The following is a 14036-nucleotide window of genomic DNA, read 5'->3' on the forward strand; positions in this document are numbered from 1 at the left end:
ATCCAGGTCATAGTGATCGAGGTCGCCGAGCCGACGTCGGCCCTGGACGTCTCTGTGCAGGCCAAGGTGCTCGACCTGTTCCGCGAGGTCCAGCAGTGCTTCGGCTTCGCGTGCCTGTTCATCAGGCACGACTTCGCAGTGGTGGACCACCTCGCCGGCTGGTGGCCTCCCTGCCCGTGCCGGACCCGGAGGAACAGTCACGTCGCCGGAATGAGCGCCGCACGACCGTAGGCTAGGGGGATGACTGATGACCCGGCCGCCGAGACCGGCCAGAACCCGGCCTCCGGATATGACCCGCACGCCTCATCGCTCCAGGGCGAGGCGGATCCGGCGGTGCTGGAGGAGCTGTATTCGATCCGCGGCAGCATCGACAACTTCGATGCCACCCTGGTGTACCTGCTGGCTGAACGATTCAAGTGCACCCAGCGGGTCGGCCGGCTCAAGGCCGAGCACTCGTTGCCACCGTCGGACCCGGGCCGTGAGGCGGCGCAGATCGAACGCCTGCGCACCCTGGCCGAGGACGCCGAGCTGGATCCCGCCTTCGCCGAGAAGTTCCTGAACTTCATCGTCTCCGAGGTCATCCAGCACCACCGCGCCATCGCTGCCGACCGCGCCTGATGCCTGCCGTCCGCGCCACGCTGCTCGGGGCCTGGCCCGGGACGGACCCGGTGTCCGCGTCCCGTGACCTCCTCAACGCGCTGGGGGCTCCGCACGTGCCGGTGCTGCCTGAGCTGCCCGCCCGGGGTCCCGGTTCCGATGCCATCGGTCGCACCGCCGGGCTTCTGGAGGAGCTCACCGTGGACCTGCAGCCCCACGGCTGGCGGCTCGTCCCCGAGCCCGGGATGGACCACCGCCGGGCGGTCTCGGCCCTGACCACGGATCGCCACGCCCTGACAGACGTCGCCGGGGAGTCAGGTATCGGTATCGAGGACCTGCTCGTCCGCGTCACCGGTCCGCAGACGCTGTCCGCCGAGCTGTGGCTGCCCGGGGGTGAACGCTCCCTCTCGGATCATGGAGCCCGCCGGGACGTGACCCAGTCGTTGGCCACCGGCCTCGCCGCACACGTCCGGGCGATCCGGTCCCAGACAGGCGCCGGCCGGCTGACCGTGGTGCTGGATGAGCCCCGCGCGGCAGCCGTCCTTTCCGGTGCGCTGCCTACGGCCAGCGGCTATCGCACCGTCCGCTCCCTTCCCCGCTCCGAGGTCCGGGAGGCCTGGACCCTGGTCGCACAGGCGGTGCTCGATGCCGGCGCCACCGGGATCGTCCTGGCCCCCGGCCGCGCGGGCGCCGGGGAGGAGTGGGCCTGGACGGACCTGGCGCTGCTGGCTTCGGAAGCGCTGCCGCATTCCGGGCAGGAGAACCGTTCGGGGACCGGCCGGGATGAGGAGCAGAGGTCGGTCGCCCTGGCTCTTCCCCTGGTTCCCCTCGAGGGAGCGGGCGCGGACAGTTCGCGCTGGGACATTGTCGCGGGTTGGACCGAGGCGGGTCGGGACATCGTGTTCCGCCTCCCGTCCGCGCCAGCGGCTCAGGCATCACCGCTGGTGAAGGGCGTGAAGCCAGCCGATCCTGCAGCCGGCGACGGACACCCGTACCGGGGCACCGGCGTCACGATCGCCCAGACCTGGGAGCGGATCGGACTGGACCCAGACCTGCTCGGGCGGCTGGTCCTGGCCGCACCGGACCAGTCCGCGGCCTCCCACCTCGTGGCCAACCAGGCACTGGCCTCCGCCGTGGCCACGGCGGAGGAACTCGACCGGATCCGCCAGGACGGCGGCCTGGGCTAGGTCAGAGGCGGCCGGCGGCCTTGAGCCGCAGGTAGGTGTCCGCCAGGACCGGCGGCAGGCGGTGGGGTTCCTCGTCGACCACCTCGACGCCGTGCATCTCAAGCTCGCGCGCGGCGGCCCGCCGTTCCAGCCCAGATCGTTCGGCCGCGGCCGCGCGGAAGGTGGTCTCGGCGTCGTTCCGGGTACGCGCCATCTCCGCCAGCTGGGGATCGGCCACCGAGGCGACCACCACCTGGTGCCGCGAGGTGAGGGCCGGCAGGACGGGAAGCAGCCCCTCCTGCAGGGAAGCGGAGTCCAGGTCGGTCAGCAGCACCACGAGGGAGCGCTGACGCGAGACCTTGGCGACCTCCACCGGAATGTGGGACCAGTCCGCGGCCAGGAGGGTCGGTTGGACGGGCGCCAGCGCCGTGACCATCCGGTGCAGCAGGTTGCCCTTCTCCGTGGAGGAGACCCGGGAGCGGACGCGCCGGTCGAAGGCAAGCATCTCCACGCGGTCGCCGCCGGCGGAGGCCAGGGCAGCCAGCAGCAGGGAGGCCTCGATCCCGGTGTCCAGCTTCGGCTCGTCGTCGACCCGGGCTGCGGCCGTGCGGGACGTGTCCAGCACGATCACCACGCGGCGGTCCCGTTCGGGGCGCCAGGTCCTCACCACCACGTCCTGGCGCCGGGCGGTGGCGCGCCAGTCGATGGAGCGGACGTCGTCCCCGCGCACGTAGTCGCGCAGGGAGTCGAACTCGGTGCCGCCGCCTCGGGTCTGCACGGCGGAACGCCCGTCCATCTCGCGCAGTCTGGCCAGCCGGGAGGGCAGGTGCCGGCGCGAGCGGAACGGCGGCAGGATGCTGATCTGTCCGGGGACCGGATGCGTGACCTGCCGGGCCGCCAGGCCCAAGGGTCCCCAGGAGCGCACGGTGACCGTGCCGGTGCGCAGCGTGCCCCGGCGGCGCGGCACCAGCGTGGTGACCGTCCGGCGTCGTTCACCGGCCGGCACATCCAGCGCCACCGCCGCATCCGGGCGATCGGAGGGGGAGACCTGACCCGCCGAGGGCTGCCAGGCGTCCCGGAGCGACCCACGCAGCCGGCGTCTGCCCCGGTTGGACACCAGCACCGCGTTGGCCACCGGCTCATCGAGACGGCTGGAGACGGGCAACTCACGCTCGAGCACCAGCGGCCGGGGGGAAGCCGCCAAGGCGAGGTCGACGCCGGACGCCAGGACCAGCGCGAGCAGGCACCAGCCGATCGTGTCCAGCTCGGGGCGCAGGACCACCGGCAGCAGGCACACCAGCGCCACTACGAGGAAACGGCCGGAGAAGACCATCAGGACCCCACCCTCAGCCCGTCGCCAGCCTCGGCAGCGAGTCCAGTCTCACTGGCATCACCAGCATGTCCGGCGTCACCGCGGAATCGTTCCGTCATGGCGCTCAGCGCGGGACCGGAACGGTGGCGAGCAGGCCGGAGAGCACCTGGTCCGTGCTGACACCGTCCAGCTCTGCCTCCGGGCGCAGAGACACCCGGTGCCGCAGGCAGGGCAGGGCCATCGCCTGGATATCGTCCGGGGTGGTGTAATTCCGGCCGTTGAGCCAGGCCCACGCCTTGGCGGTCTGCAGCAGGGCGGTGGACCCGCGCGGAGAGACGCCCAGCTGGAACGAGGGCGAGACCCGGGTCGCGCGAGCCAGGTCCGTGATGTAGCCGAGCACCTCGGACCCGGACTGAACATTCCCGACGGCGGCCCGTGCCGCCTGGATCGTGGCGGCATCGGCCACGGCACTGACCCCGGCAGAGGCCAGATCCGAGGCGGAGAACCCCTCTGCGTGGCGGCGCAGGATCTCCACCTCGTCCGCCCTTTCGGGCAGCTCGAGGGTGACCTTGAGCAGGAAGCGGTCCAGCTGGGCCTCGGGCAGGGGATAGGTGCCCTCGTACTCGACCGGGTTCTGGGTGGCGGCCACCATGAAGGGGTCCGGAAGCGGCCGGGACACCCCGTCCACGGAGACCTGGCCCTCGGCCATGGCCTCCAGCAGGGCGGCCTGCGTCTTGGGCGGTGTCCGGTTGATCTCGTCGGCCAGCAAGAGGTTCGTGAACACCGGCCCCTTGCGGAACTCGAACTCCCCGGTCTTGGAGTCGTACACCAGCGAACCGGTGACGTCGCCGGGCATCAGGTCAGGGGTGAACTGGACGCGATGGGTGCCGAGGTCCAGGGCAGCGGACAGCGTCCGCACCAGCAGCGTCTTGGCGACGCCGGGCACGCCCTCCAGGAGCACATGGCCCTTGCACAGCAAACCGATCAACAGCCCGGTGACTGCCGGCTGCTGCCCGACGACGGCGCGCGCCACCTCCTCTCGGACGCGGCCGAAGGCGTGGCGCAGCTCGTCATCGGTCCGGTGGGCTGGCACCGTGTTTGCCGGGTTTGCCGGGTTTGCCGGGTTCGCCGAAGGTGCCGGGGTTGCCGAGACTGCCCCAGGTGCTGGGGAACGCTCGGGGTACGGGGTGGTCATGGTGTCCTTCCGTCGGGGGCTGATGCCGGCTCTGCTTCGGTGTGGTCAGTGGTGAGGGCCGCATGCACGGCGTCCTCGAGGTCCAGGAGCGCTCGCCCGGCCGCGACGAGCTCCCGGGGGGTGGTCACGGGGCTGACGTCAAGGACAGCGGACACCTGATGTGCATCCCGGCCGGTCGTGCGGGCCGCCGCGGCCGCCACGGCTTCGACGGAGGTGCCATGGCCGAGGCGGAGCACCCGGGACAGCCGGACGAGTGTGGCCGAGCGCAGCGCGCGCGCTGCGGAGCCGTGCTGGCCGGAGCGTTCGTACAGCCGGGCCCGGCCCACTGCGGTCTCCGAGGCCGGAACGATCACGGGCAGCGGTTCCACGGCCAGGGGTCCGTGCCGGCGCCCGCGCCACAACATGAGCACCGCCAGGCAGAGGATGAGCCAGATTCCCGCCGGGCGGACCCAGTCAGGCAACAGCTGGTCCATGGTCGGCGGGCCTGGCTCGATCGCCACATCGGCCAGTCCCGGCAGATACCAGACCACGTCCGAGGACTGGCCCAGGGACCACAGGGCGAGCACGGGATGGCCTTCGGCGTCGGCTGACTCGTTGGCGAACACGCCGATCTGACCGATCACCACAGTGCCGTCGGCCGTCTCCAGGACTGCGTGGGCCAGGTCGGTGGTGGAACCGGAGTCCGTTCCGGGGACGGGGAAGCAGGCTTGCGCCCCGGCGCTACGGTAGGCGCGGCCCGATGCCTCGATCGACTGGGCCTCCCGGCCCATCGGCAGGCCGCACCCCTGGCCGGAGGTCAAGGGGTCCCCGTCGGGAACCTGCCCCGCCTGGGAGACCGCGGGGGCGAGCGAGCCGAGAGCCTGGAAGCCCGGCTCGACGAGCACCCGCCGCTCCGGGGTGACCTCCTCGGCGAGCCGGTCCAGACCGGTCTCGGGAAGGTGGTCGGCGGCGTCGTGGAACAGCACCGGGGCTTGGGGATAATCGTCCGCCAGAGTCAGGGCCTCCTCGAGGGACTCTGCGGGGTGCACCGTGATGCCCTGGGCCTGAAGGACGCGAACCACGGCCTGGCCGCCGTTCGGCGCGGGCGAGGACGGTGAGAGCTGGCGCGTGTCCGGGTTCTGGCGAAACATCGAGGGCAGGGCAACGAGCAGCAGCAGGGCGCCCAGGACGAACCAGATCCATGCGTTCCTCAGCCATCGGGACAAGGCCTGGCCGGTGCCCGGAATGGCGGGGCCCGCAACAGTGGAGTCCTGCGAGGTGGGGGCTTGAGAGGGGGAGGCGGTCCGATCAGAGCGCTGATCGGCGGCTGCCGGCGTGGCGCTCGACGTCATCGTGGAGCCACCACCCTCCCTGCCGTTCCGGCAGGATGCAGAGACCCAGGCCGCATGGTGTCCAGCGGCAGAGCGGCCAACCGGGCGTCAAGGTCACGGACGTCCGTGGCCCGGGCGGCCGTCGTCGGGCGATCGCCGTAGACCACGGCATTGAAGGCGTCCGCGGCGACTTCCAGAGCCAGGCGTTCCGTGGGGAAGGCCGCCCCGAGGCCATGGGCGGCCTCGGTGGCCGTGCGTCCGGGGCGCGGGTCCAAAACGGTGCGTTCCTCGGCGTGCCGCACCAGGGCGCGGAACCAGGCGACAAGCGCCGCCCCATGGTCGCCCGCCGCGAAGGCCGCCTCGGCCACCAGGCGGTGCTGCTCGGGCGTGACCGTCCGATCCGAGAGCACGGCGGCGGTGCGCCGGGCCCGGGCGGCGGCGTTGGCGCGCGGGCGCAGCAGCACGAGGACGACGACGGCTACGGCCACCAGGATGAGCGGCAGGACCCAGCCGGGCAGGGAGGGAGCGGCACCACCGAGGGTGCCGAGCCACTCCAGGGCGGCGGCGAGGACCCCGCCCAGCCATTCCAGGAGGGGATTCGGCTCGGCCTGAGCGTACTCCGGCCGCGCCAGCTCCTCCTGGACCAGGCGTCGAGCCTCGTCCCGGTCCGGCTCCCAGCCGTCTAGAGGGATCGGTGCGGTCATCGCTGTCATGTCAGGCCAGCGCAGCGCGGATCAGTGTCCGCCCGGGCCGGAAGTGCCGGCGGGAGTGGACGGACCCGAGGGATGGCGCCCCGGGACCAACTGGTCGGTTCCAGCCGCGGCCTGGACATCCCGCACAGTGCTGAAGCGCTCATCGTCGCCCGCCCCGGCAGCCTCGGCAGCCGCGGCCAGGTCCAGATCGAAACTCTCGTGCCGGATCCGGTAGTCGATGTACAGCAGGGCAACCAGGCAGGAGCTGTAGACGAGGGCGAGTGCGTTGACCAGCGATGAGACAGCCACGCTGAGGAGGGTCCACCAGCGCGTGGAGTCCATGATCTCCTCCATCGAAGTCGTCGGGTCCAAGGGGGCGAACACGCCGCCGATCATGGACAACGGCGTGGTGATGATGGATGCGATGATCCCGACGATGACGGCCACGAGCAGGATGATGCCCAGGGTCCGCCACCAGTGGCCGCGGGTCAGAGACCAGGAACGGCCCATGGCCTTGAAGGGGCCCTTGAGCTCCACGGCAGAGGCCGCTGCGGCGAGGACGAGCTTGATGTAGAGCCACACGGAGACAACGACTGACGCGACGGTCAGGACGAACAGCAGGATCCCCATCAGCGCGGTCAGGCCTCCGTCCTCGCTGACCGCCGCGATGACGAGACCCACGATGACACCGATGAACAGAACGAAGATGATGGTTCCCGCGACCAGGTAGATCAGCGCGAGACCCATGAGCGACCAGATCTGACGGCCGGTGAGCCTCCAGGCCTGGCCCAACGAGGTCTTGAGTCCTGCGGCCGAGCGGAGGACCACCACGGCCAGGACACCATTGGCGATGATGCCGGCAAGCGCCGCGAGCAGGGCGCCCAGGAAGAGCAGGGCGATCGAACCGAACAACTGGCCGAAGACCGGGTTGGTCAGGGGGTCGCCCAGGAAAGGGTCCTGGCCCCCCTCTTCCATGAGGATGATGCTGTAGGTGGCGTCGAAGAGCACGTTCGTGGCGACGACGGACACGACGATCTCGATCAGGGCCACGATCAGCGCGGTGCCCAGGACCGCCGACGCGTTGCGCCGAATCGCGGCGAAGGAGCCGCTGAGCAGGTCACCGAGCGTGAGGGGCGTCAGCGGAATGATGCCCGGCCGCCGTGACGGCGTCCCATATCCGGGCTGTTGTCCGTAGGGGTTCTGCTCGCTCGCGGGCCGGCCGTAGGCCCCGTAGGGGGACTGGCCGTGGGCCGGCTGTCCATAGGGGGACTGGCTGACCGCCGGACCGTAGGGCGACTGTCCCCAGGGCTCGTGCGCTGGTGGGGCGGGCTGCTGGGGCTGCTGGCCGGGCTCCTGAGGTTGCTGGGCTGGTTGCTGGTCCGGGCTCCCGCCCGGGACCTCGTTCTCGTTCATTGAAGGGTCCCCCTGATGGTCTTGCGGTCGCGGGCCGTCGGCGGGTGGATCCACCGAAGTCAGTGCGGCGCGCCCACCTTCAGGGCTGACTATATCGGCCGCATCCCTCCTTGTCGGATAAGGTGGAACGGATGGCCGTTCGGTCCGGCCCGCAGGGGGCCACTGGGCGGCGGCGTCGGTGGGCGGGACCCATCCGGCGGGAATTTCAGTCAGGGGAGGACGAATCCGGTGAAGGCCAGAATTCTCGTAGTCGATGATGACGAGGCACTGTCGGAGATGATCGGCATCGTGCTGCGCAACGACGGCTTCGAACCGACGTTCTGTGCGGACGGATCCCAGGCTCTGGAGATGTTCCGTTCCACCCGGCCCGACCTGGTGCTGCTGGACCTGATGCTGCCCGGCATGGACGGAATCGAGGTCTGCCAGGTCATCCGGGCCGAGTCGGACACCCCGATCGTGATGCTGACCGCCAAATCGGACACCTCGGACGTGGTGCGCGGCCTGGAGGCCGGCGCCGACGACTACGTACCCAAGCCCTTCAAACCCGCCGAACTGGTGGCCCGCGTCCGCGCCCGGCTGCGTGAGGGTGAGACCCGCGCCCCGGAGACCCTGAAGATCGCCGACCTCACGATTGACGTGGCCGGCCACCAGGTCACGCGTGGCGACGGCGCCATTCAGCTCACGCCCCTGGAGTTCGATCTCCTCGTGGCCCTGGCCCGCAAGCCGTGGCAGGTCTTCACCCGGGAGATGCTGCTCGAGGAGGTCTGGGGCTATCGCCACCAGGCGGACACCCGGCTGGTGAACGTGCATGTCCAGCGCCTGCGCTCCAAGGTCGAGAAGGACCCGGAGAACCCGGAAGTCGTCCTGACCGTCCGCGGCGTCGGATACAGGGCCGGTCAGAGCTGAGTTGACCACGGGCACCGTCACCGCTCCCGAGCCGGCGGACACCGTCGGCTCAGACTCGAGTGCGGGGACCGGGATCCGTGCAGTGATCGGCAGGTGGCCGAGCGCCCTGCGACGCCGATGGACCGCGTCGCTGCAGTTGCGTACCGTGGCGATCACCGCCGTGCTGACCCTCGTGGCTGCCGGGGTGCTGGCACTCTTCCTGAGTCAACAGATCACCTCCGGCCTGTTCCAGTCCCGGTTCGATCAGGTCGAGGCCGAATCGAACCGCGGCCTGAACCAGGCCCGGTCCATCTTCGACAACGCCGTCACCAACGACTCCGAGTCGACCGACCTGCTGGTCACCAACACGCTGAACCAGCTGGCCGGGGACACGGGTGCCACGGTGGTGCGGGACATGCTCCTGGTCCCGCTGGAGGAGGCCCAGAACCTCTTCGTGGGGTCCAAGTCCAGTTCCGGACTGTCCACGGAGGTCATCCCAGATGAGCTGTCCCAGGCGGTCCAAGAGGACAACGGCACCTATTGGCAGTCCATCAGCCTTCCCGCCGAGGACGGCGGGACGAGCCCCGGGCTGGCCTTCGGCACTCAGGTCACCCTGCCGCCGGGCAACATCTACGCGCTCTACATGGTGTACGACCTCACGAGTGTGCAAGACACCCTGGACTACCTCATGCGGGTCCTTGTGGTCGCCGGGGCCATGCTGGTGATGATGAACTCCCTCATCGCCGTCTACGTCACCCGGTCCGTGGTCCGCCCAGTAGGCCAAGCGGCCTCCGCCGCGGAGTCTCTGTCCTCCGGGGACCTGACCGTGCGCATGCCCGTCCACGGCGAGGACGAGATGGCCCGACTCGGCTCGTCCTTCAACCGGATGGCGGACAACATCCAGGATCAGATCACCCAGTTGGCGGAACTCTCACAGATGCAGCAGCGGTTCGTCTCGGACGTCTCCCACGAGCTGCGGACGCCCCTGACCACGGTGCGCATGGCGGCGGAGGTGCTCTATGACTCCCGAGAGGAGTTCGACGCCATCAACCGCCGCTCCACCGAGCTGCTCTACCACCAGGTCGAACGATTCCAAGCCCTGCTCGCCGATCTGCTGGAGATTACCCGTTTCGACGCCGGAGCGGCCACGATGGCACCGGAGGAGACGGACATCCTGCACGTGGCGACCGACGTCGTCCTCACGGCACAGCCGCTGGCCCACAAGGCCAACACGGCCGTCTTCGTCGTCCCGATGGACATGGAGGTGACGGCTGACGTCGATCCCCGCCGCATCGAGCGCATCATCCGCAACCTCGTCAACAACGCGATCGAGCATGGCGAGGGCCGTCCCGTCGACGTGATCGTCGGGGCCGGGGAGGACACGGTGGCGGTGGTGGTCCGTGACCACGGGATCGGGATGTCCGAGGAGCAGGCCTCTCGCGTCTTCGACCGGTTCTGGCGAGCGGATCCTGCACGGGCACGCACCACGGGTGGCTCCGGGCTGGGCCTGTCCATCGCCACGGAGGACACCCGGCTGCACAATGGGCGCCTGGATGCCTGGGGTGCGCCGGGGGACGGTTCGGCCTTCCGACTGACCATCCCGCGTCGCAGCGGCGGCACGGTCGGAGACAGCGCGCCGCTGGACCTGCCGCCCGTCTACTCCGAGTCCCAGCGCCGTCTGCCGTTGGAATTGGAGAACCCGGAACCCGCGCAGCTCAATGGCGAGGCGATGCCGGACCGGGTCCATGAACAGTCGTTGTACCAGCCGCGCCCGGAGACCACGCAGCGGGAGGATGAATCCTGATGACGGATCCCCAGCACACCGTGGACCACGGTCGTCCAGCCCGCCCCCGAAGCCTCATGGCCGCGCTCTGTGCCGCGCTCATCGCCGGCCTACTCCTGCTGACCGGCTGTGCCCACCTGCCGCAGAGCGGCCCGGTCGGCACCTCGGACCCCCTGCCGGGCGCTGAGAACCAGGTGAACTACTCCTTCACCCCGGCGGGCCCGGCGGAGGATGCCAGCCCAGAGGACGTCATCCGCGGCTTCCTCACCGCCGGGACCGGCACCCAGGACGACTACGCCACGGCCCGCGAGTTCCTGACGGAGGAGGCCGCCGAGGCGTGGAATCCCGAGGCCAGGACCCTCGTCTACAACGAGACACCCACTGTGGTCCCGTCGGCCCAGGACAACCAGTATGAGGTCCAGATCGAGGTGGACTCGGTGGTGGATGAGCGCGGCATCATGAACCGGATGCCGGCCAACACCTCCGAGGCCGTGGGCTTCGCCCTGACCCAGGAGGACGGACAATGGAGGATCGCGGAGGCGCCGGGCGGCACGATGCTGGAGTCCGCCCAGTTCCGCGCCCTCTTCGCCTCACATGAGTTGTACTTCTACGACCAGTCCTACTCCTATGCCGTTCCGGACCTGCGGTGGTTCCTCAACCGGTCGGGTTCGGCTGCGGACATCGTCGGCGCCCTGTTGGACGGGCCCGCTCCGTACCTGGACGGCGCCGTGCGGACGGCCTTCCAGGCTGGTTCGGAGCTGTCTCGTCCCTCCGTTCCGGTCGACTCCGGCTCGGCCAAGGTTGATCTCACGCAGCAGACGGTCGAGAGCGCCGACCCGTTGATGCGGCAGCGGATGCAGCAACAGCTTGAGCTGACGCTGGACGGGCTGAACAACGTCTCCAGTGTGGAGATGTCCGTGGATCTGAACTCGCTCGACCTGGGATCGGTGGCGGACAACTTCGAACCGGCCCGGATCAACCCCGGGGTGGGCTCCACACAGGTCGCCGTCGCCAACGGGGAGCTCGTCTATTTCGAGGGTGATGCAACGGTCCCGGTGGGTGGCCTGCAGCTGGATATCGACGGCGGGCCGGTGGACCCGGCCATGAGCCTGGACGGCACCCGATTCGCGTTCCTGAACGCCGACGGGACGCAGATGGTCTCCGCCGGTACGGATGGCTCCCAGGCACTCGAGCTGGAAGGAGAGAACCTGACGCGGCCGAGCTTCGACTCATCCGGCTGGACCTGGACCGTGGACCACGCCAACGGCACCCGGATCATGGCCCTGCAGACCTCCGGTCAGGACGGGGCGTCCCTGGAGATCAGCGCAGAATGGCTCGGCGACCGCACCGTCCAGGCTCTGCGCATCTCCCGCGATGGCACGCGGGCGGCCATCGTGGCCGGGGAGGGGGAGTCGTCCCACCTGTACCTCTCCGGCGTCATCCGCGATTCGGAGGGCGTCCCCCGTGGACTTGGCTCGCCGGTCCGGTTGGAGCCCACGGTGCCCGTCAACGACGTCAACTGGGTCTCCGACCAGAAGCTGCTGGTGGCCGCCACCAGCAGCACGTCCTCGGTGCAGGCGCAGCTCATCGGACTCGACGGTTCGCTCGACACGCTGCGGCCGCTGTTGGGCATGACCGGTTTCTCCACCGGTCCCGGTGACAATCCGATCTATGCGGAGACCGCCGAAGCGGTGCACACCCTGGCCGGATCCACGTGGCGGTCCCAGGCCGGTGCCGTGGCCCATGACATGGCCTTCCCCGGCTGACTCGGGACTACCCGGGCGTGTCATCCACAGCGGGCCCCGACTGGCGTCCCCGGCAACGGACGCGAGGAGCAGAGTGGGCTCATGAGGCTCCCTTCTGGATGTGCCGTTGGACTGGACCGGCTGGTCCTCACTCCGGCGGCGCGTGCACTGGGCCGGTCGGGACGCGAGCTGGCGGGGCTGCTGATGCCCAGCCTCTGCGTCCTCTGCGGACGGCAGGACGGCACGGTATGTCCGGAGTGCGCCCCGGGACTGATCGCCGAACTGCTCCACCCCTTCCGGGCGGAACAGGATGCGGCCGCCCTGCCGCTCTACCCCGTCCGGACCCGGCCTCGGTCCTCACTTCAGTCCCTGTCGGCAAGGCTTCCCGGCGGCGTGGTCCTGCCGGCGGTCTCTTCCGGTGACGGAGACCCACCGATGTCCCAGGGCGGATCCGAACCGACCCTGCACCCGGTGCCCGTGGTGGCGGCCGCACGCTACGGGGCGGAGGCCTCGCGGGCGCTCCTGGCCTTCAAAGACCACGGACGAACGGCCGTTGCCGGGTACCTGCGTCCGGCCGTCCACCGGGCACTGTCCGCCGCTCCGCGGTTGCTGGAGGCGCAGGGCCCGTTCACCCTGGTGCCGGTCCCGACCAGCGCGGCCGGATTCCGTGCCCGGGGCTATGACCCGGTGGAGGAACTGCTGACCGGCGCACTGCCACCTGGCTGGCAGGTGGCCCCCGGATGGCTGACTCACCGGAGGAGGCCCTTCGTGGCCGCCTCACGTCCCCGCAGCAGTCACGCGGGCAATGGGTCACGGCAGCGGCGTCGTCGTGGACAGGACCGGTTCCGCACCACGCGGCGTTATGCCGCGAGTGCCCACCTCGAACCAGGACGCAACGTGGTGGTGTTCGACGACGTCATGACCACGGGATCCACTCTCGCAGCCACGTGGCATGCCCTCGAGCAGGCTGGAATCCGGCCGGTGGGCGCGGTGGTGGTGGCAGCGGTGACCGCCCCGGGAACGGCGCCCGACGAAGGTCTTAACTCGGCGTGAAGAAAGTACTAGGGTGAGGGCAACGGACCCCACGGGGATCGTCTTCGGCGGCTGGAAGGAGGAGTTCTTCCCGCCGCCGAGGTGCATTAAGGGGCTGGCACCAGGCCGGCCGCACGGTGCACGCACATGTTCGAATAGCCGTCAGGCTCCTAGGAGGACATCATGACCATGGACGTCAGCTACGTTGCCCGCAACGTCTCCCTTCCGGACCGGTTCCGGGACTACGCCCAGGAGAAGTTCAGCAAGATCGAGCAGCTATCCACACGCGCTCAGGGGCTGGAGATCAAGGTCACCAAGCAGACCAACCACCGTCATTCGGATGAGAAGCTCACCGTGGAGTTGACTGTCCACGGCAAAGGCAAGGTCATCCGCGCGGAGGCCCAGGCTGACGACAAGTTCGCCGCCTTCGATCTTGCCTTCGGCAAGCTCCTGGAGCGGTTGCGGCGTCTCCGTGACCGGCAGAAGGACCGTCACCAGAAGCGGGTTTCGGTGGCGGATGCAACGGCGGCGTTGCCCTTGGTCCAACCGGGGCAGTCTCTGGTGTCGCAGGTCATGGCAGACCAGGCCGCAGAAAATCACACCGCACAGGAGGAAAACGGCCAGGTCCCCGTGCGGATCCGCAAGAAGGTCTTCCCCGCCAAGCCCGTCAGTGTTGACGATGCAGTCGATGCCATGGAACTGGTGGGACACGATTTCTACCTCTTCATCGACGAGTCCACCGGCCGGCCCTCCGCTGTCTACCGCCGCAAGGGGTGGAGTTATGGCGTCATCACCCTCGATGCCGACCATCCTGACGCTGAGGTCCAGGAAGAGGACGTCCACTATCGAGCCGCAACGGTCTGAGTCCCTGGCATCACGCCGTGGCCGCCGCCCGCCCGGCCCTTC

At 69.7% G+C, this 14036-nt stretch carries 12 protein-coding genes and 1 pseudogene; 8 read left to right on the forward strand and 5 right to left on the reverse strand.

The window, feature by feature from the left end:
* Window positions 1-27: 27 nt before the first annotated feature.
* The 3 genes and pseudogenes from ABD134_RS14665 to ABD134_RS14675 all read left to right on the forward strand — a co-directional run.
* Window positions 28-236, forward strand: a pseudogene (locus ABD134_RS14665) (glutathione ABC transporter ATP-binding protein); the annotation flags it as partial.
* Between the two features lie 4 nt (window positions 237-240).
* Window positions 241-618: a chorismate mutase gene (locus ABD134_RS14670; protein ID WP_344230650.1), complete on the forward strand. Its 378-nt coding sequence runs from the start codon at window positions 241-243 to the stop codon at window positions 616-618.
* Complete coding sequence (locus tag ABD134_RS14675; protein ID WP_344230652.1) at window positions 618-1784, forward strand: uroporphyrinogen decarboxylase/cobalamine-independent methonine synthase family protein; 1167 nt, start codon at window positions 618-620, stop codon at window positions 1782-1784. The genes ABD134_RS14670 and ABD134_RS14675 overlap by 1 nt, the downstream gene beginning before the upstream one ends.
* A gap of 1 nt (window position 1785) precedes the next feature.
* Here ABD134_RS14675 and ABD134_RS14680 read toward each other — a convergent pair whose 3' ends face one another.
* The 5 genes from ABD134_RS14680 to ABD134_RS14700 form a co-directional block, all read right to left on the reverse strand.
* The gene (locus ABD134_RS14680; protein WP_344230654.1) at window positions 1786-3096 is read right to left on the reverse strand and encodes a DUF58 domain-containing protein; all 1311 of its coding nucleotides are present in this window, start codon (window positions 3094-3096) and stop codon (window positions 1786-1788) included.
* A gap of 103 nt (window positions 3097-3199) precedes the next feature.
* A complete protein-coding gene (locus ABD134_RS14685; RefSeq protein ID WP_344230656.1) occupies window positions 3200-4270 on the reverse strand; it encodes an AAA family ATPase in 1071 nt (356 codons plus the stop codon).
* Window positions 4267-5601: a DUF4350 domain-containing protein gene (locus tag ABD134_RS14690; protein WP_344230658.1), complete on the reverse strand. Its 1335-nt coding sequence runs from the start codon at window positions 5599-5601 to the stop codon at window positions 4267-4269. The genes ABD134_RS14685 and ABD134_RS14690 overlap by 4 nt, the downstream gene beginning before the upstream one ends.
* Window positions 5598-6284, reverse strand: a complete 687-nt coding sequence (locus ABD134_RS14695) for a DUF4129 domain-containing protein (RefSeq protein WP_344230659.1) — start codon at window positions 6282-6284, stop codon at window positions 5598-5600. The genes ABD134_RS14690 and ABD134_RS14695 overlap by 4 nt, the downstream gene beginning before the upstream one ends.
* A 30-nt stretch (window positions 6285-6314) precedes the next feature.
* Window positions 6315-7685: a DUF7847 domain-containing protein gene (locus ABD134_RS14700; RefSeq protein ID WP_344230661.1), complete on the reverse strand. Its 1371-nt coding sequence runs from the start codon at window positions 7683-7685 to the stop codon at window positions 6315-6317.
* Window positions 7686-7913: 228 nt separating this feature from the next.
* Here ABD134_RS14700 and mtrA point away from each other — a divergent pair, with 228 nt between their 5' ends.
* From mtrA to hpf, 5 genes are all read left to right on the forward strand, one after another.
* A complete protein-coding gene (gene mtrA, locus ABD134_RS14705) occupies window positions 7914-8591 on the forward strand; it encodes an MtrAB system response regulator MtrA (protein WP_115931584.1) in 678 nt (225 codons plus the stop codon).
* Between the two features lies 1 nt (window position 8592).
* On the forward strand, window positions 8593-10374 hold the full coding sequence (mtrB, locus tag ABD134_RS14710; protein ID WP_344230665.1) for an MtrAB system histidine kinase MtrB: 1782 nt from the start codon (window positions 8593-8595) through the stop codon (window positions 10372-10374).
* Window positions 10374-12119 carry an LpqB family beta-propeller domain-containing protein gene (locus tag ABD134_RS14715; protein WP_344230667.1) on the forward strand — a complete coding sequence of 582 codons (1746 nt, stop codon included), beginning with the start codon at window positions 10374-10376 and terminating at the stop codon, window positions 12117-12119. Before mtrB ends, ABD134_RS14715 begins: the two co-directional genes overlap by 1 nt.
* An 81-nt stretch (window positions 12120-12200) precedes the next feature.
* The gene (locus tag ABD134_RS14720; RefSeq protein ID WP_344230669.1) at window positions 12201-13151 is read left to right on the forward strand and encodes a ComF family protein; all 951 of its coding nucleotides are present in this window, start codon (window positions 12201-12203) and stop codon (window positions 13149-13151) included.
* A gap of 162 nt (window positions 13152-13313) precedes the next feature.
* Window positions 13314-13994 carry a ribosome hibernation-promoting factor, HPF/YfiA family gene (hpf, locus tag ABD134_RS14725; RefSeq protein ID WP_344230671.1) on the forward strand — a complete coding sequence of 227 codons (681 nt, stop codon included), beginning with the start codon at window positions 13314-13316 and terminating at the stop codon, window positions 13992-13994.
* Window positions 13995-14036: the final 42 nt, after the last annotated feature.

Origin of the sequence: Citricoccus alkalitolerans (genome assembly GCF_039528175.1) — a bacterium.
Taxonomy (GTDB): Bacteria; Actinomycetota; Actinomycetes; order Actinomycetales; family Micrococcaceae; genus Citricoccus; species Citricoccus alkalitolerans.